17 protein-coding genes are annotated in these 16,600 nt (G+C 65.4%); 13 read left to right on the top strand and 4 right to left on the bottom strand.

The window, feature by feature from the left end; all coding sequences use genetic code 11:
- Window positions 1-9 precede the first annotated feature (9 nt).
- From A5697_RS25415 to A5697_RS25395, 5 genes are all read left to right on the top strand, one after another.
- Window positions 10-1,212 (top strand): acyl-CoA dehydrogenase family protein, encoded by a 1,203-nt coding sequence (locus A5697_RS25415; protein WP_068012496.1) that lies wholly within the window; start codon window positions 10-12, stop codon window positions 1,210-1,212.
- A gap of 2 nt (window positions 1,213-1,214) precedes the next feature.
- On the top strand, window positions 1,215-2,207 hold the full coding sequence (locus A5697_RS25410) for an acyl-CoA dehydrogenase family protein (protein WP_082953587.1): 993 nt from the start codon (window positions 1,215-1,217) through the stop codon (window positions 2,205-2,207).
- Between the two features lie 6 nt (window positions 2,208-2,213).
- Window positions 2,214-3,356, top strand: a complete 1,143-nt coding sequence (locus A5697_RS25405) for an acyl-CoA dehydrogenase family protein (protein ID WP_068012494.1) — start codon at window positions 2,214-2,216, stop codon at window positions 3,354-3,356.
- Window positions 3,357-3,457: 101 nt separating this feature from the next.
- The gene (locus A5697_RS25400; protein WP_068012492.1) at window positions 3,458-4,198 is read left to right on the top strand and encodes a FadR/GntR family transcriptional regulator; all 741 of its coding nucleotides are present in this window, start codon (window positions 3,458-3,460) and stop codon (window positions 4,196-4,198) included.
- Complete coding sequence (locus tag A5697_RS25395) at window positions 4,195-5,031, top strand: PaaI family thioesterase (RefSeq protein WP_068012490.1); 837 nt, start codon at window positions 4,195-4,197, stop codon at window positions 5,029-5,031. The genes A5697_RS25400 and A5697_RS25395 overlap by 4 nt, the downstream gene beginning before the upstream one ends.
- Before the next feature lie 7 nt (window positions 5,032-5,038).
- Here the strand turns inward: A5697_RS25395 and A5697_RS25390 are convergent, their stop codons facing one another.
- The 3 genes from A5697_RS25390 to A5697_RS25380 are packed head-to-tail and all read right to left on the bottom strand — an operon-like array spanning window position 5,039 to window position 8,234.
- Complete coding sequence (locus tag A5697_RS25390) at window positions 5,039-5,848, bottom strand: enoyl-CoA hydratase/isomerase family protein (RefSeq protein ID WP_068012488.1); 810 nt, start codon at window positions 5,846-5,848, stop codon at window positions 5,039-5,041.
- A gap of 11 nt (window positions 5,849-5,859) precedes the next feature.
- Window positions 5,860-7,020, bottom strand: a complete 1,161-nt coding sequence (locus A5697_RS25385) for a beta-ketoacyl synthase N-terminal-like domain-containing protein (protein WP_068012486.1) — start codon at window positions 7,018-7,020, stop codon at window positions 5,860-5,862.
- Entirely contained in the window at window positions 7,017-8,234 is a 1,218-nt protein-coding gene (locus A5697_RS25380) for a Zn-ribbon domain-containing OB-fold protein (RefSeq protein ID WP_068012484.1), read from the bottom strand. Before A5697_RS25380 ends, A5697_RS25385 begins: the two co-directional genes overlap by 4 nt.
- 115 nt (window positions 8,235-8,349) lie before the next feature.
- Here A5697_RS25380 and A5697_RS25375 point away from each other — a divergent pair, with 115 nt between their 5' ends.
- The 8 genes from A5697_RS25375 to A5697_RS25340 all read left to right on the top strand — a co-directional run bounded on the left by A5697_RS25375 (window position 8,350) and on the right by A5697_RS25340 (window position 15,830).
- Window positions 8,350-9,201, top strand: coding sequence for an SDR family oxidoreductase (locus tag A5697_RS25375; protein ID WP_068012483.1), 852 nt, complete (start codon window positions 8,350-8,352; stop codon window positions 9,199-9,201).
- An 8-nt stretch (window positions 9,202-9,209) separates the two neighbouring features.
- Window positions 9,210-10,358 (top strand): acyl-CoA dehydrogenase family protein, encoded by a 1,149-nt coding sequence (locus A5697_RS25370; RefSeq protein ID WP_068012481.1) that lies wholly within the window; start codon window positions 9,210-9,212, stop codon window positions 10,356-10,358.
- Window positions 10,355-11,428, top strand: a complete 1,074-nt coding sequence (locus tag A5697_RS25365; RefSeq protein WP_068012480.1) for an acyl-CoA dehydrogenase family protein — start codon at window positions 10,355-10,357, stop codon at window positions 11,426-11,428. The genes A5697_RS25370 and A5697_RS25365 overlap by 4 nt, the downstream gene beginning before the upstream one ends.
- A gap of 29 nt (window positions 11,429-11,457) precedes the next feature.
- Window positions 11,458-12,237: an SDR family oxidoreductase gene (locus A5697_RS25360; RefSeq protein ID WP_068012479.1), complete on the top strand. Its 780-nt coding sequence runs from the start codon at window positions 11,458-11,460 to the stop codon at window positions 12,235-12,237.
- A 161-nt stretch (window positions 12,238-12,398) separates the two neighbouring features.
- On the top strand, window positions 12,399-13,226 hold the full coding sequence (locus A5697_RS25355; protein ID WP_068012478.1) for a mycofactocin-coupled SDR family oxidoreductase: 828 nt from the start codon (window positions 12,399-12,401) through the stop codon (window positions 13,224-13,226).
- A 12-nt stretch (window positions 13,227-13,238) separates the two neighbouring features.
- On the top strand, window positions 13,239-14,036 hold the full coding sequence (locus A5697_RS25350) for an SDR family oxidoreductase (RefSeq protein ID WP_068012477.1): 798 nt from the start codon (window positions 13,239-13,241) through the stop codon (window positions 14,034-14,036).
- Window positions 14,037-14,051: 15 nt separating this feature from the next.
- Window positions 14,052-15,227 carry a cytochrome P450 gene (locus A5697_RS25345; protein WP_068012476.1) on the top strand — a complete coding sequence of 392 codons (1,176 nt, stop codon included), beginning with the start codon at window positions 14,052-14,054 and terminating at the stop codon, window positions 15,225-15,227.
- Window positions 15,228-15,230: 3 nt separating this feature from the next.
- Complete coding sequence (locus A5697_RS25340; RefSeq protein WP_068012474.1) at window positions 15,231-15,830, top strand: isochorismatase family protein; 600 nt, start codon at window positions 15,231-15,233, stop codon at window positions 15,828-15,830.
- Between the two features lie 9 nt (window positions 15,831-15,839).
- Here A5697_RS25340 and A5697_RS25335 read toward each other — a convergent pair whose 3' ends face one another.
- Complete coding sequence (locus tag A5697_RS25335) at window positions 15,840-16,538, bottom strand: hypothetical protein (RefSeq protein WP_068012472.1); 699 nt, start codon at window positions 16,536-16,538, stop codon at window positions 15,840-15,842.
- Between the last annotated feature and the right edge of the window lie 62 nt (window positions 16,539-16,600).

Below are 16,600 nucleotides of genomic sequence, written 5' to 3'. Positions count from 1 at the left end.
GGGTGCGCAGTGCTTGACGCCGTCGACGACACCGCGAGCAGGGTCGACTACGTTTCGCGGGTCGCGGCCTTCCGCCAGGATCTACGGCAGTATCTGCGCAATCTAGACTGCGCCGACGAATGGCGCGCCGCCGCGTCCACGACCGCCGAGGCCGGGCTCAAGCACGACGCGGCGGTGATGACACGGTTGCACGCCGACGGCTGGAACCGCTATGGCTGGCCCGAGGCGGCCGGCGGCTTGGGCGGCAACGAGATTCACCGTGCCGTCCTCTACGAGGAGCTTGCGAACGCGATGCTGCCCATCCCGGCGCAGGCGTGGACCTTGGAGGTGATGGGCCCGGCGATCCTGAAGTTCGCCCCTCACCTGGCTGGTGGGTACCTTCCCCGCTACCTCGACGGCACCGAATGGTGGGGACAGGGCTTTTCCGAGCCGGAGTCCGGCAGCGACCTGGCCTCGCTGCGCACCCGTGCAACCGAAGACGGCGCGGGCGGATTCGTCGTCAACGGCCAAAAAATCTGGACCAGTCAAGGTGGCACGGCCAAGCGGCTCTGCGTGCTCGTGCGCACCGGGTCGCCGGAGAGCAGGCACCGGGGCTTGACGATGATGCTGATCGACACGGACGCACCCGGCGTGACGGTGCGGCCGATCGCGTTGGCCAGCGGGCGGCGCGAGCTCGCCGAGGTGTTCTTCGACGACGTCCGGGTGCCACCGGAACGTCTGGTGGGCGAGGTCGGCGGCGGATGGGCCGTGACGATGTTCTTGATGCAGTACGAGCGCGGCATGTACGGCTATGCGGCGCTGAACAAGGTGCTCATGGAGTTGGGACGGCTGCGCGAGTACATGGTGACGCGCGGAGCGGCTTCGGCCGAGCGAGAGCGCTTCGCGCGCGTCTATGTCGACGTCATCACGGCGCAGGCCCGTGCCGCCACCACTGTGCGCAACCTGGCCGCCGGCGAGTCCGTTGGCCCCGAAAGCAGCATCGACAAGCTGCTCTGCAGCGAGGCCGAGCGCGCGGTCAACGACCTGATCCTCGACGTCGCGCGAGACCACATGATGGTCGGCACCGGGGGCGGTCCTGCCGAGCTCGACACCGCACGCGCGGAGTGGTGGTACTCGCGGGCCGCCACAATCATGGGCGGCACCGCCGAGGTTCAGCGCGGGATCATCGCCGACCACATTCTCGGGCTGCCGAAGGAAAGGCGCGCATCGTGACGATGCGCACGCGAGGGGCAGATCCAACCGACGAATCGTGGCCGATGATCGAAGAGGCGGTGTTCCGCCTGTTCGAGGAAGTCGCGGCCAAGCAAGACCATGTCGCCATCGGTCCACTGCTGGCCGAGCTCGGCTGGTCGGACATTGAATCCGAATACCCGGTGGACGCGTGTGCGTTGTTATTCCGGGCGCAGGGGCGAACCCTGGCCCTGACCGACGCGCTGGACCGCGTCATGCTGGCTGAACTGGCGTCGTTGGTGGATTCGCCGGTTGATGCCGTCGTGCTGCCCACGCTGTCCCACGGGTCCACGCCCAGTTCGACCGAGGGCCACGTCAAAGGCATCCTGCTCGGTCCGCCACGCGGCCGCGTCCTGGTTCCGATCTCTGGCGCCATGGGAACGGTCGCCGTCGCCGTCGTCGACGCCGGTCAGCTGCGGAGCGAACCCCTCGACACATTCGACGCAAGTGTGATCTGGTGTCGCGTCGAGGGGGTCGCCGACGGCGACCTCATCGACGCGTCAACGGAGTGGGGCCGCGCGATCGCGGCGGCGCACCGCTCGCTGGCCACCGAACTCGTGGCGTTGGCGGACCAGGCGCTGCACATCGCCGTCGAACACGTCAGCGTCCGCGTCCAGTTCGGTTCGCCGATCGGCTCGCTGCAGTCCCCGCGCCATGCCCTAGCGGCTGCCGCGGCCAAATTGGAGGGCGCGCGCGCACTTCTCGAGGACTCGTGGCGCTACGGCGGGGTGTTGTCGGCCCAAGCCGCGAAGGTGGCGGCGGGTCGGGCACACCGCGGCGTCGCCGACGCCGTCTTGCAGGTGTGCGGGGCGGTCGGGTTGACCGCCGAACACGACCTCCATCGATACGTAAAGCGAGGCTTTCAGATCGATGCGCTGTGCGGCTCCTACTCGCAGCTGGAGTCGCTGCTAGCCGACCGCCTGTTCGACACCTTTGCGCCCGGACGCGCACTTCCCGCGATCATCAACCTGGACTGAGGAATCATGCGCCGCAACATTTTCGACGAGGTACACGACGACTTCCGCGCCACCGCGCGGGAGTTCTTCGAGCGGGAGTGCGTTCCCAACGTGGAGAAGTGGGAACGCGACGGCAAGGTCAGCCGTGAAGCGTGGCTGGCCGCGGGCGAGCACGGTCTGATCGGTTGGGAGTTCGACGAGAAGTACGGCGGGCTTGGTGTCAAGGACTTCCGGTTCAACCAGATCATCTCCGAAGAGATGTTCATGACCGGCTCGGTCGGCATCGGCCTCGGCGTCCAAAACGACATCCTGATGCCTTATCTCAACAGCTTGACCACCGATGAACAGAAGGCGCGTTGGCTGCCGAAATTCATCTCCGGGGAGTACATCGGTTCGATTGCGATGTCCGAGCCGGCGGCGGGATCCGACTTGGCCGGCATCAAGACCACCGCCCGAGACGAGGGCGATCACTGGGTAGTCAACGGGCAGAAAACGTTCATCAGCAACGGGCTGCTGTCGAAGCTCGTGCTCGCGGCGGTGAAGACCGATCCGGCGGCGGGGCGCAAAGGCATCAGCCTGGTGATGATCGAAGACGGTATGGAGGGATTCACCCGCGGACGCAAACTCGACAAGATCGGGCAGTTCTCCGCGGACACCGCAGAGTTGTTCTTCGACAACGTCAGGGTTCCCAAGGAGAACCTCGTCGGGGAGCTGAACCGCGGCTTCTATCACCTGGTGTCCAATCTGCCCTTCGAGCGGGTCGGCGTGGCCTGCTATGCGTTACCCGCAGCCCGGCGAGCGCTCGATCTCACCAAGGCTTATGCACTGGAGCGCACGGCCTTCGGCCAGCCGATCGGTACATTCCAAGTCAACCGGCACTTCATCGCCGAGATGCAGGTGAAACTCGACGCTGCACAGACGTATCTCGACCAGTGCGTGCTTGCGGTCAACGAGGGCACCCTGTCCGACGCCGACGCGGCGGGCCTCAAATGGTGGACCTCCGAGGTGCAGTGGGAGATCCTCGACCGGTGCCTGCAGCTGCACGGCGGCTACGGCTACATCAACGAGTACGAGGTGGCTCGACTGTGGCGCGACTCGCGGGTGCAGCGACTTTATGCGGGCACCACCGAGATCATGAAGGATCTGATGGGCCGCGCGATGGGCTTTTGACGATGAGCTTGCTCACTGAGCGGGTGCGTTAGCGATTTGCGCAGGGCCGTTCGGCTAACCTACAAACAGTTAGTTGATTACGACTACGGTGGAGGGTCGATATGGAGGTCACCAGCCTTCGCGAGCCGAAGATGGCCGATCGCGTGGCCACCGTCCTGCGCAGGATGTTCATCCGCGGCGAGATCGCCGAAGGGACGATGCTGCCCCCCGAGTCAGAACTGATGGAGCGGTTCGGTGTGTCGCGGCCGACGCTGCGGGAGGCATTCCGCGTTCTCGAATCGGAATCGCTGATCGTCGTGCAGCGTGGCGTACGAGGTGGCGCCAAGGTCACCCGACCGCGACGCGAAACGCTTGCCCGTTATGCCGGAGTGATTCTCGAGTATGAAGGCGTGACGCTCAAAGACGTCTACGACGCGCGAATGGCTCTCGAGACGCCGATGGTCGTACGGCTGGCCAAAGAGCGCAACGCAAAGGTGATCGCGGAGTTGGAGCAGATCGTCGAAGCCGAGGAGCAGTTGAAACCGGGCAGCGATGCCGTGGTCCAACTGACGGACTTCCACGCCGCCATCGCACGGCTGTCGGGCAACAAGACCCTGCAGATCGTCAGCGACATGCTGCATCACATCGTCGAGAAGGCGAATCGCTCGCTGCAGCCCACCGAAGGTGCTCGCGCGGAACAGGCGGTCCGCCGGTCCGCGAAGACACACCGCATGGTGCTGGATCTGATCAAGGCGGGGGACGCCGAGAAGGCCGGCGAGCTGTGGAAAAAGCACCTACAGAAGGCGGAGGAATTCGTGCTGTCGGGTTCCGAATTATCCACTGTCGTCGACCTTCTCGAATGACAGATGTCAGCCGGGACACCGGCCACGACATCGAGACGCCGATTCATCTGCTCCGGCGGTTTGGGATCGAGGTATTGATCGCGGATCAGGAGTCCGCCGTCGTAGAGATGTCGATGCCGCTCGCGGGCATGCGCAATCCCTTCACCAACCTGCCGACCATCGGCCCACTCGGCGTGCTCATCGATGCCGTCAGCGGATTATCCAACCACTTCCGGCATCGCGACGCCGAGTGGACGGTGTCCACCGAATTGGCCATCGAGCTAAGCCCCGAAGGGAGCGAGCGGGCGACCGCAATCGGCGCCTCCCCCGTTGTCGCATCTGGGCGACCGCTGGGCCCTCGCGACAGCGGGTCAGCGCTTTCGGTGTGCACCCTGACTTGCGACGGCGTCGTCATCGGCGGGGGTACCGTGCGGTCGTACTACGTCACACCCGACGCCCTCGACCTGAGCGAGCCCGCCGAGACGGTGGCCAAGAATTTCAATACCTCCCTGGCGGAGCTGATGGCCGTGGAACCCATGCCGCCTGCCGACGCGGTGCACGTCCTGCGCCAGCACGTAGACCCGTTCCTCAACAACGCCGTTGGGGTCATCAACGGCGGAGTCGCCTCGGCGGGACTCGAATTGGCCGCGTCCGCGACGGTGAACACGGGTGGCGCGCCGATGCGAACCGCATCGGTCCGGGTGAACTTTCTGCGTCCCTTCTACGGCGGCGACCGGTCTCGCTACGAAGCGGCGCCGCTGCGCATCGGACGCGGCACTGCCGTCGCCGACGCGCGTGCGATCGGCGACGACGGCAAGCCCGCGGTGACGGCGCGCGTCACCGCCTACCGCTAGCAAGGGGCTACTTCTTGGATCGAGCGCGGAACGCGGCGACTCGCTCCTTGAACTCCGGCGTCGAGAACGACGTCAGTTCCTCGGCGAGCGCGTACTCCAGAACACCTTGAGCAGCCCGGGCCAGGTGCATGTTCAGCGCGACCTTCGACGACCGCAGAGCCTGCGGCGGCAGTGCGGCGAACCGCTCGCCGAGTGCCAGCGCCTCCTCGAGCACCGCGTCGTCGGGGACGACCTTGGTGACCAGATTCAGCTTCTCCGCGATCGGCGCGGTGATCCGATCACCAAGCAACACATACTCCTTGGCTTTCATCATGCCGATCAGCAAGGGCAACATGGCAGCACCGCCGTCCCCGGCAGTGAGCCCAACGGCCACGTGCGGGTCGGCCAAGTAGCTGTTCTCCCCCATCACCAGCAGGTCGGACAACAGGGCGATCGAGCAGCCCAGCCCCACCGCCGGCCCGTTGACCGCGGACACCAGGGGCTTCGGGAAGTTGATCACCTCGAGGAAGACGGTGCGGGCCTCGTGGATCTGAAATGCGCGCGCCACCTCGTCCTCGATGAGGCGGCCGAACATCACCATGTCCCCGCCGGCCGAGAACGCCTTACCGACACCGGTAGTCACGACCGCCTTGACGTCATCGTCGGCGTCGAGCACCTTCCAGATGGTGGCGAATGCGTGGTGCACCTCCTCGGTGACGGCGTTGAGCGCCTCCGGTCGGTTGATGCTCACCACGTGGACGTTGCCGCGCTTCTCCACCAACAGCCATGGGGCGAACTGCTCGTAGCCGGGGAGGGTGGCGATATCGGAAGTCGTCATGTGATGTCCCGTCAGTCTTTCTGGTTGGAAAGGATGGTCACCGCGGAGACCGCGGTTGGACCACCGATGTTGTGCGCCAAGGCAAACCGCGCGCCGTCGACTTGGTTCTCCGCCTGGCCGCGGAGCTGGTTAAACAGTTCATAGCACTGCGCCACGCCGGTGGCGCCCGGCGGGTGTCCCTTGGCCTTCAGGCCCCCGCTGGGGTTGATCGGGATCGAGCCGCCCACGTAGTTCTCGCGCGCTTCCACCAGCTTGTATGCCTCGAACCTGCTGGCGAAGCCGAGGTCCTCGTAGCTGATCAGTTCCACCCCGGTGAAGCAGTCGTGCACCTCGGCCACATCGATGTCACTCGGTGTCAGCCCCGCCATCCGCATGGCCGACTTGGCCGCCCGCACGGTCGGCGGAAACGTGGTCATGTCCTGCTTGTGCTGATGCATCACCCGATCCATCCCGATGCCGACCCCGCGCACCCAGACCGGGCGGTCCGTGTAGCGGTCGACTACGTCCTCGGCTGCCAAGATAACCGCAGCCGCTCCGTCGCTTTGCGGTGTGCAGTCGTAGAGGCCGAACGGTTCCACAACGATGGGTGCGGCGAGCGCCTTCTCAACGCTGATCTCGTAGCGCAGTTGCGCTTTGGGGTTCTTCAGCGCATGGAAGTGGTTTTTCACCGCGACCATGGCCATGTGTTCCTTGGTCGCCGGCGACTCGTGCAGGTAGCGGTTGACGTGCAACGCGAAGTTCGCAGGAGCCACCAGACCGAGGGGGTAATCCCAGGCGTTGTCGCGGGTCATCGCCGCCCAGTCCCAGAAGGTGGTGTTGGAAGCGGTCTCGCGCACCTTGTCCGCCCCCACCACCAGGACCACGTCGTAGAAGCCCGACGCGATAGCCATGGTGCCGTTGCGGATCGCGTCATTGCCTGTGGCACAGGCATTCTCGACGCGAGTAACGGGTATGTCGGTGAGGTCGAGGGTATCGGCGAGGATGCCCGACGGGAAGCCGTCGGTGGTCGACAGCTCTCCGAACCACGCCGCCTCGATCTCGGACTTCTCGATGCCCTTGTCGACGTTGCCGACGGCTTCGGCGTACGCCATCGGCACCAGGTCCTTGATGCCCAGTTCGAAATGTTCGGCGAACGGGGTCATTCCGGCACCCACGATGGCGACGTTCCTCATGCCAGAGCTCCTTCCTTGCCACGGCCGGGCCAGAACGCGTAGCCGTAATCGGGTATGCCTGCGCGGGTGGCGATTCGCCGCAACACCACCGCACCGGACTGCCCGATCGTCGCCTCGCCCGCGGGAACCCCGGTCACCTTCATCAGCACCCGAACCGGGCTGCCGTCGAGTTGCACGACGGCAAGCGAGTACGGGCCGGGGAGATCCGGTACCGGTATCCGAATGGTCGTGTGGGTGTAGACGGTGCCCGTTCGCGGCAACGGCTCCAGCCGGTATTCGGTGGCGAGGGCACCGGAGTTGTCGACGCGGACTCGGGGTGGAAACTGCGGCGCGGAATCGATACCGGGCCGCTCGTCGAATACGGCTGCCTCCCAACGAATCTTGGGCTCGAATGCACGGCTGTATGCCGGCAGCGAGATGGGAATGCCGACCCCCTCGGCGACCCGGCTGGCGGGAAGCTCGCGAGCGGGCGCCTCATCGCGGGCAACGCGCGGGCCGGTCGCGGTGCTGAGCTCCGCCACGCTCATCGTCGACTGTTCCGCCGCGAATACCAGGCCGTGCGTGCCGCTCTCGATCGCCTCGGCGATCACCCTGATGACCGCGGCGGCGGACACCCGAGGGTCCTCGACGGCCGTTTTCGTGTTTACATCACCGCCGAGTTGTGCGGCGGCAACGCCCGCCACCGCGGCCACCACGGGGCCACCGGTCAGCTCGAGCCGGCTCATGGTGCCCCGGATCCCGACCTCACGCTGCAGGCGCGGGTCGGCATAGGAATGACACTTGCCGTCGCCGCTCCGCGCCACCAGCGGCAGGCTCCTCGTCTGACGTCCGACCGCGGTCAACGTGGGTTCGCCGTCGCCGATCAACACGGCAGCCGCACCCACCGCCCCGCCGTTGTCGTCGGCCGCAATCACCAGCGTGCCGGGCGACGCCGTCAGGAGCTGGTCCAGGACGGCGGGCGCGCCGCCGAGCACCTCCGTGATCGGCGTGTCGGCCGGCAGGGACAGCGCAGCCAGCAGGACTGCGCCGTTGCCGCCTTCGATGAGCGGAAAGTCGCGGGAGACCAGGATTACGCGACGGGCAATAGCATCAGCGTCGGAAGCCCGGCCGGCCGCCACAGCCATGGTGAGCGCGTCCTCGTCGGGTCCTTTGACCCGCCGGTCGCCCTCGCACCACGGCGGCGCATAAGTGCCGATCGAGATGAAGTGGGTCATCGTGCCTCGCTCCTGCGCGACGGAGCCCGCCGCGGTCGTAGATCAAATGAGATATATAGTTATAGCATTCAACCCGAATACGTTCGCGGCCGCGGCCGAGAGGAGCCCCAAGACGGTGGACAGGTCTCGCACCCTCAACAACCGCGTACTGGTGGTGACCGGTGCAAGCCGTGGCATCGGCCGCGCAATAGCGGTGCGCGCCGCTGCCGACGGCGCAGCCGTTGCTCTACTGGCGAAGACCAACGCCCCGAACGCCAAACTGCCCGGCACCCTCGGCGAGTCGGCGGACGCCGTTCGCGAGGCAGGTGGCCGGCCACTGCCGGTGGTGTGTGACGTTCGCGATCCGGAGGCGGTTGTATCGGCCGTGGCAGAGGTGGCAGAGGCGTTCGGCGGCATCGACGCCGTGGTCAACAATGCCGGCGCACTGGATCTGCGCCCCACGTCCAAGTTGCCTCCCAAGAATTTCCGCCGTCTGCTGGAGATCAACGTCGAAGGGCCCTTCGCGGTAGTGCAAGCGGCGCTGCCATACCTGCTGCGGTCCGACAACGCGCACATCGTCAACGTCTCGCCTCCGGTGAATCTGGAGCCACGCTGGGTCGGCTCACACGTCGGCCACGCGGTGGGCAAGTACGCCGAAAGCCTGTTGACGCTGGGCTGGGCAGCGGAATTCGCGTCGGTACCCATCGCGGTGAATTCGCTGTGGCCCGCCGTAACTGTGGCCAGCACGGGGATGATCGTCGCGATGGGCGACGGAGTGCGCGCGCAAGCGCGAGACCCACGAATCATGGCCGACGCGCTGCACGCATTGATCACCCGGCCCGCCGATTGCACCGGCCACTTCTACACCGACGAGGAGGTGCTGCGCGAGGAAGGCATCGACGACTTCGCCGGCTATCGACTCGCCGCCCACGAGGATGACCTGACGCCGAACTTCTATCTGCCGTCCACGCCGGTACCGGCCTTATAGGTTGATCCGTGAGTCAATTCGACGCGCTACGCGCCAACGAAGCAGAACTCGCCGAGCTGCGTGCATCGGTACGGGGGTTCCTGCAGGCTGACCGGGCAGAATACGGCTGGGCGCCCGACGTCGACTCCTGGCTCGGACAGTGGGACGAGGGATTCAGCGCGCGCCTCGGCGCGGCCGGTCTTGTCGGGCTGATCATTCCCGAGAAGTACGGCGGACGGGGGTTGACGCACCTCCATCGCTACGTGGTGACCGAGGAATTGCTGGCGGCGGGCGCCCCGATCGCGGCGCACTGGGTCGCCGACCGACAGGTCGTTCCCGGCCTGTTGGCCTATGGCAGCGAGGAACAGTGCGAGCGGCTGCTGCCACGCATCGCTGCCGGAACCTTCTACTCCTCCATCGGCATGAGCGAACACGGCGCCGGCTCCGACCTCGCGGCCGTACGGACCAAGGCGACCAGAACCGACGGCGGCTGGCTGCTCACGGGTACCAAGGTCTGGACTAGTGGGGCACACCACGCCCATCAGGTTGTGGTGCTCGCCAGGACGAGTCCACCGGACCCGCAACGACGGCACGACGGCTTCAGTCAGTTCCTCGTTCCCTGCGACGCCAAAGGCGTGCGGATCGAACCGATCCTGCTGATGAACGGCGACCATCATTTCAACGAAGTCGCCTTCGAGGAGGTCTTCGTGCCGGACGGCGACGTGCTAGGCGAGGTCGGCCAAGGATGGCACCAGGTGACCGCTGAACTGTCCTTCGAGCGCAGCGGGCCCGAAAGGATCTTATCGACCGCACCGCTGATCATGGCGGCGATCCGGCTGTTGAGCAGCTCTGGCGACACCGATGACACCACCGCCGGGGTCGTCGGAAACCTTGTGGGACGGCTGATCTCGTTGCGACAGCTGTCGGTCTGGGTGGCACGCACGCTCAGTGAGAACAAGGACGCGGCGAATCAGGCGGCACTGGTCAAGGATCTCGGCACCCGGTTCGAGCAGGAATCGATCGACGTGATCAGCGACATGCTCGACCAGGTGGCACCGACACCGGGGCTGGCGGCGCTGGCGGCCACCGCTGCGCTGCACAGGCCCCTGTTCACCTTGCGCGGTGGCACCAACGAGGTGTTGCGCGGTGTTGTCGCACGCGGAATGGGGCTGCGGTGACGGCCTTTTCGAAGGGCGCGTTCGCGACCGACACCGCCGATGACGAACATGCCGAGCTGCGGCAGCTGGTCGACGATATCGGGCGGCGATCGTTCGATGCCCGGATCGGCCAGCGCAGAATTCCCGAGCAATTCGACGCGGAGTTGTGGCACAGCCTCGAGGACACGGGGCTGGCCCGGTTGACGAGCACCGCGGATCTGGGCGCGGGGCCGCGTGAGCTTGCCATTGCGCTCTCCGGCATCGCCCGGCACGCGGGCGCGGTCCCGTTGGCCGAAACCGACGCTCTGGCAGGCTGGCTCGGAAACCGGGCGGGCATCGAACTGCCGGAAGGACCACTCACCGTCGCAATCGCTGACGCGGACGCTTATGGGGGGCGCATCCTCGGGACGGCAAGTGACATTCCGTGGACGCGCGCATGCTCCGCCGTGCTGCTTCTCGCGCGAGGCCACGACGAAACACGCGTGGGCATCGTCGACATCGACCGCGCCCAGCTGGAGGAGAGCTACAACCTGGCCGGTGAGCCACGCGATCGACTGGCTTTCGACCTGGCCGCCGACGAGCTCGCCATCGTCGAACCGGCCGTCGCCACCGAGTTGTCGCTCCGCGGCTCATGGTGTCGCTGCGTACAGGTCGTCGGGGCGCTCGATGCGGCAGCAGCGATGTCGGTGACGCACACGAGGGAACGAATGCAATTCGGCCGGCCGCTGAGCAAGTTTCAGTCCGTCCAGCATGCTCTTGCCGCGATGGCCGGTGAGATCGAACGCGCTCGAGCCGCCGCCACGCTTGCCGTCGTGGCTGCCGCTGAATATGGGTTCGGTTGTCGCGAGACGGAGTTCGCGGTCGCCGTCGCACGGGTCGCTGTAGGTCGGGCTGTCCCACCGGTCACGACCATCGCCCACCAACTTCACGGTGCGATCGGCGTGACCGCCGAACATCCGTTGTCATCGGTAACACTGCGCGCGCAGAGCTGGAGCAACGATTACGGCACGACGTCCGGCTACGCGCGTCGGCTCGGACGAATGGCCCTGAGCGCCACCGATCCGTGGGACCTGGTAATCGGCAATGTGTGACCGGTGCAGTCAACTCAGAAGGAGTAACAGTGACAGTCGAGAAATTCAACGGTGCGTCCGCGATCGTCAGCGGAGGCGCGGGGGGCCTCGGTGAGGCCACCGTGCGGCGATTGCATGCCGAAGGCCTCGGCGTGGTGATCGCCGATCTGGCAACCGACAAGGGCAAGGCGCTCGCTGACGAGTTGGGCAGCCGCGCGGCTTTCGTGAGTACGGACGTGACGAGCGAAGACTCGGTCAGCGAAGCGATCGAACAGGCGAACCAACTCGGCCAGCTGCGGTATGCCGTCGTCGCACACGGTGGATTCGGCGTCGCGCAACGCATTGTGCAACGCGACGGCAGCCCGGCCGATTTTGCCGGCTTCACCAAAACCATCGATCTCTATCTCAACGGGACCTACAACGTCGCTCGGCTCGTCGCCGCTTCCGTCGCGGCCGCGGAGCCGCAAGCCGACGGCGAGCGAGGCGCGTTGGTCCTCACGGCGTCCATCGCCGGATACGAGGGCCAGATCGGTCAAACCGCTTACGCCGCAGCGAAAGCCGGTGTGATCGGATTGACGATCGCCGCTGCGCGCGACCTCAGCTCCGCTGCCATTCGGGTGAACACGATCGCCCCCGGGACGATGAAGACGCCGATCATGGAGTCGGTCGGAGAAGAGGCGATCGCGAAGTTCGCCGCGAACGTGCCCTTCCCCAAACGCCTCGGGGCTCCTGCCGAGTTCGCTGACGCTGCGGTCTTCCTGCTAACGAACGGGTACGTCAACGGTGAAGTGATGCGTCTTGACGGCGCACAACGTTTTACTCCGCGTTGACTTCTCGCGGCCGGCGCCTCCCCCAGGTGCGCCGACTTGAATTATCAAAATAGTTGTATATTTCGGACCGAGACGCGTAGCATGCTTTCGTGGCGCGGGTCACACCGTGTAGGACTGTGCGGCACATTCAGGGCAATCGATGGTAACGAGGGGAGCACTTCATGGCCTTGCTCGACGGTCGGGTCGTCTTCATCACCGGTGCGGCCCGTGGACAGGGACGGTCACATGCCGTCATGTGCGCGGAGGAGGGCGCGAACATCGTCGGTGTGGACATTTGCCACGACCTCGACGTCGTGCCCTACCAGCTCGGCACTCTCGAGGACCTGGAGGAAACGGGCCGCCTGGTCGAAAAGACCGGCCAGCAGATGCTTACAGCGCAGGCCGACGTGCGGGACAAAGCCGCGCTGCAGGCCGCCTTCGACACGGGCGTCCAACAGTTCGGCCACATCGATACGGTGATCGCCAACGCGGGCGTCATCCTCACCAATGTCGATGAGGTGGACGCCTCCGAGGCGCTGCGGGTCGGAATCGACATCATGCAGATCGGCGTGTGGAACACTTTCCAGGTCGCCATCCCCCACATGAGGGAACGTGGCGAGGGAGGCAACCTCGTCGCGACCAGTTCGATGGCGGCGTTACTGGACATGACCGACGGTCGAGGCGGCTCCGACGCCTACACCATGGCAAAGCTGGCGATCACCGGCCTGGTGCGCGCGTATGCGAATTTGCTCGCAGCCGACCGGATCCGGGTCAACGCCGTCGCCCCGACCAACTGCATGACGCCGATGGTGACCGAGAACCCCGCACTGTTCAAGGTCATTGAAGCGAATCCGCACCTGGCAAATGCGATGCAGACGGCGCTGCCCGACTTTCCGATGATCGAGCCCAAAGACGTCAGCAACGCCATTCTGTTCCTGATCTCCGATCTGGGTCGGTCGTTCACCGGAAGCCTGCTCAAGGTCGACGCCGGCATGGACGTCCGCCGATAGGGGACGACGTTCGTGGACTACGGGATACGGGGCAAGTCGGCGCTGGTCGTCGGCGGGAGCAAGGGCATCGGTTTCGAGGTCGCGCGGATGCTTGCGGCCGAGGGGTGTCGAGTTTCGGTGCTGGCAAGAACAAAGGCCGACGTCGATGCCGCCGTGCAGGAGATCCGGCGCGAGAAGGGCATGGCCGTCGGTGTGTGCGCCGACGTCAGTGAGCCCGAGGCGCTCGGCGACGCGATCCGCCAGGTCGGCAACGAGTTCGGGCCACCACTGATCGTCATCGGACAAGCCATCTACCAGCATCCCGGCGACTTCGCCGACATCGAAGATCTGAACGCCTATCGAGAGTCGTTCGAGGCGTACACAATGAGCCAGATCTTCCTGCTCCGTGCGGTCCTTCCCGCGATGCGGGAAGCGGGCTGGGGCCGCTTTGTGCACATCGGATCGGCTACTGCCAAGGAGCCGACGGGGAACATCCACCATGTGGTCGCCAACGCCACCAGGCCATCCACGACCGGATTGCTCAAAACGGTTTCCGACGAGTACGCCCGTTACGGCATCACGGTCAATACCGTCGCCCCGGGCTGGATCGAGACCGACAACGCGATCGCCTATCTCGAGAAGAACCTGGGCACCGCCGATGAGCAGCAGCGCCGTGACTTCATGCTGACGCAGGCCCGCGTCCCCGCGGCACGGATGGGCCAACCTCGCGAAATCGCGTCGCTCATCACGTATTTGTGTTCGGAGACCGCGGGATACATCACAGGGGCGTGGATTGAGGTCGACGGTGGACTGCACCGATCGGCGTTCTGAGGGGATAGGACAACTATGAGCACCGACCAGAAGGCACGAACGATCGCAGGCGTGGCCGAACTCGAATGGGCGAAATTGCCGATGGCCGCCGACCGGGGAGTCGGCTGGGAGGTGGTGCGCGACGCCGGCCCCGTGGTGTACATGGACGGGTGGTACTACCTGACCCGACGGGAGGATGTCCTCACGGCGTTGCGCGATCCAAGCACGTTCTCGTCGAAGAAGGCATTCGACGAGCTCGGCAGTCCCCTGCCGCTGGTCCCAATCTCATTCGACCCACCCGAACACACACGATTCCGGAAGATCCTGCAGCCGTTCTTCAGCCCGCACACGCTTAAGGACATGCTGCCCTCGCTGCAGGAACAGGCGATCTCCATCGTCGAGGCGGCCGCCGCGAAGCACGAGTGCGACGTCATGGCCGACATCGCGATCCCCTACCCGTCGCAGGTGTTCCTCACGTTGTTCGGCCTGCCGCTGAAGGACCGCGACCGCCTGATCGCGTGGAAGGACAACGTGATCGCGCTGTCGGAGTTGCCCTCAATGGAGGGCGCCGACCTAACGCCCGCACTCGAACTGGTCACCTACGTCTCGGAGGCGATCAATGAGCGCCGCCAAAATCCGGGGAACGACCTGCTGTCTCATGTGCTCAGCGGAGATGACCCGCTCGACGACGCCGAAGCGATCGGACTGAGCTTCCTCTTCGTCCTGGCGGGCCTCGACACGGTCACCGCTTCGATGGGCTTCGCCTTGTTGGAACTGGCCCGCAACCCTGAACTTCGGCGGGCGTTGCGGGAAAACCCTGAAGAGATCCGAGTTTTCGTCGAGGAGATGGTCAGGCTGGAGCCGCCCGCCCCGATCGTGCCGCGAGTGACCACTCGGGAGGTGACCATCGGCGGCGTGGCGCTTCCGGCTGACACAAAGCTACGCCTGTGTCTGGCGGCGATCAATCGCGACGACAGTGACGAGATCTCAGCTAACCAGGTGGTCATGGACGGAAAGATCCATCCGCACTGGGGATTCGGCGGCGGACCGCACCGCTGTCTCGGCTCCCATCTGGCACGACTGGAGCTGAGCCTGATCATCGAGGAGTGGCTGAAGCGCGTGCCCGAATTCGAGGTGGCCCGGGGCTGCGAGCCCGAGATCGACTTTCCGGCGAACACTTTCGCCCTTGGCTCGCTAATGCTGAGATATTGACCGGTGGCCCCCTCGAGCACGCTCCCCACCGTTGCAGTGGTATGTGTCGAGTGCCAGAACGGCGTGCTAGGGCCCGAATCGGTACTCCCACAGCTCGCCTCGGACAGCGCGGGACTCGTCGGAAACCTCCGCCGGCTCCTCGACGCGGCGCGGATCTCCGGCGTGAGGGTGGTCCATGCCACCTATGAAGGCACCCTGGGCGGTGGGCACACGGGCACCGCACGCATTTGGCGGGTACTGGGACCAGCCACTGCGGCATGGGCGCCCGGTTCGCCTGAAACTCAGGTGCTTTCCGAGCTGTTCGCGCCGACCGACCTGGTGCTACCGCGCCACCACGGTTTGTTCCCCACCATGGATTCCGAGCTGTTGCCAGTCCTCAGGGGTCTCGGGGTGCGGACGATCGTGCTCACCGGTGTCTCGTTGAACCTCGCACTTCCGATCTCCGCGGGACATATCACTCAGGCTGGCTTCGCACTCGTTGTCCCGCGCGACGCCGTTTCGGGTACGCCGGCCGAGTATGGAGACCAGGTGCTGGACAACACTATTGCCGTACTCGGCCGGTTAACCACCGTCGATGACCTCATCGGAGAATGGACGTCATAAGCCTTTGACTTAGATGGGATCGAAGGCGGAGATCAGCCAGCGCGCGCCGCTCTTGTCGAGAGTCACTCGCACCGCGGACGCCGTATCGGTAGGAGCATCATTGCCAACGGTCACGGCCTGATTGACGAACACCAGGGCAACCGCGTGGTTAGGAGTTGCTGACACCGAGGCAGCGGCGGGAACGGTCGCGATCGACGCAATGCGGTCCTTCTTGGCGCCGGGTATCACCACATCGTGAATCAGTTGGCTGTAGGAGTCCTTGAATTGACCAGTCAGCCGGTCACGGGCGACTCCCAGATCCTTCTCGACGCTGTCAGGCTGGTATGAGAGTATCGCTACAGTGGAATCCTTAGCGGCGGCAACGGACTCGATGCCGGCGACGCCTGATCCGCGGACCCAGGCGTCTTGCCACTTGAGGTAGCCGGCAGCACCTGCAATCACCAGAGGCAAGATGGGTAACACGCTGAAGGCCACCACACGCGACCACTTGATTCGCTTACCTGCCGGTGGCTGATCGCCTTCCGAGTGCTGGGCATCGTCCCCCTCGGGGGATTTATCCTCTGGTGCCTCAGTGTCTTCGAGGTCGAGGGCGTCCTCACCGCCACCGGTCTCCTCAGCGTCACTGCTTTCAGCAGCGACCTGACCAGCGTTCTCCTGGGCAACGTCCGCTTCGTCCTGCTCGACGGCGGAACGACTTTTAACTCGCACTGCGCTTCTTTCCTTCCCGATTCATGGCCATGGTCATCGCCGCTTCACCCGTCCGCGCAACT

This window comes from Mycobacterium sp. E3251, from assembly GCF_001666835.1.
Classification (GTDB): Bacteria; Actinomycetota; Actinomycetes; order Mycobacteriales; family Mycobacteriaceae; genus Mycobacterium.
This window is presented reverse-complemented; position numbering and strand designations above follow the sequence as displayed.

Bases quoted from the DNA above. Each gene is read 5' to 3' on its own strand.
- A5697_RS25400 (WP_068012492.1), top strand. From the start codon at position 3,458: ATGGAGGTCACCAGCCTTCGCGAGCCGAAGATGGCCGATCGCGTGGCC.
- A5697_RS25345 (WP_068012476.1), top strand. From the start codon at position 14,052: ATGAGCACCGACCAGAAGGCACGAACGATCGCAGGCGTGGCCGAACTC.
- A5697_RS25390 (WP_068012488.1), bottom strand. From the start codon at position 5,848: ATGACGACTTCCGATATCGCCACCCTCCCCGGCTACGAGCAGTTCGCC.
- A5697_RS25385 (WP_068012486.1), bottom strand. From the start codon at position 7,020: ATGAGGAACGTCGCCATCGTGGGTGCCGGAATGACCCCGTTCGCCGAA.
- A5697_RS25355 (WP_068012478.1), top strand. From the start codon at position 12,399: ATGGCCTTGCTCGACGGTCGGGTCGTCTTCATCACCGGTGCGGCCCGT.
- A5697_RS25410 (WP_082953587.1), top strand. From the start codon at position 1,215: ATGCGCACGCGAGGGGCAGATCCAACCGACGAATCGTGGCCGATGATC.
- A5697_RS25380 (WP_068012484.1), bottom strand. From the start codon at position 8,234: ATGACCCACTTCATCTCGATCGGCACTTATGCGCCGCCGTGGTGCGAG.
- A5697_RS25395 (WP_068012490.1), top strand. From the start codon at position 4,195: ATGACAGATGTCAGCCGGGACACCGGCCACGACATCGAGACGCCGATT.
- A5697_RS25405 (WP_068012494.1), top strand. From the start codon at position 2,214: ATGCGCCGCAACATTTTCGACGAGGTACACGACGACTTCCGCGCCACC.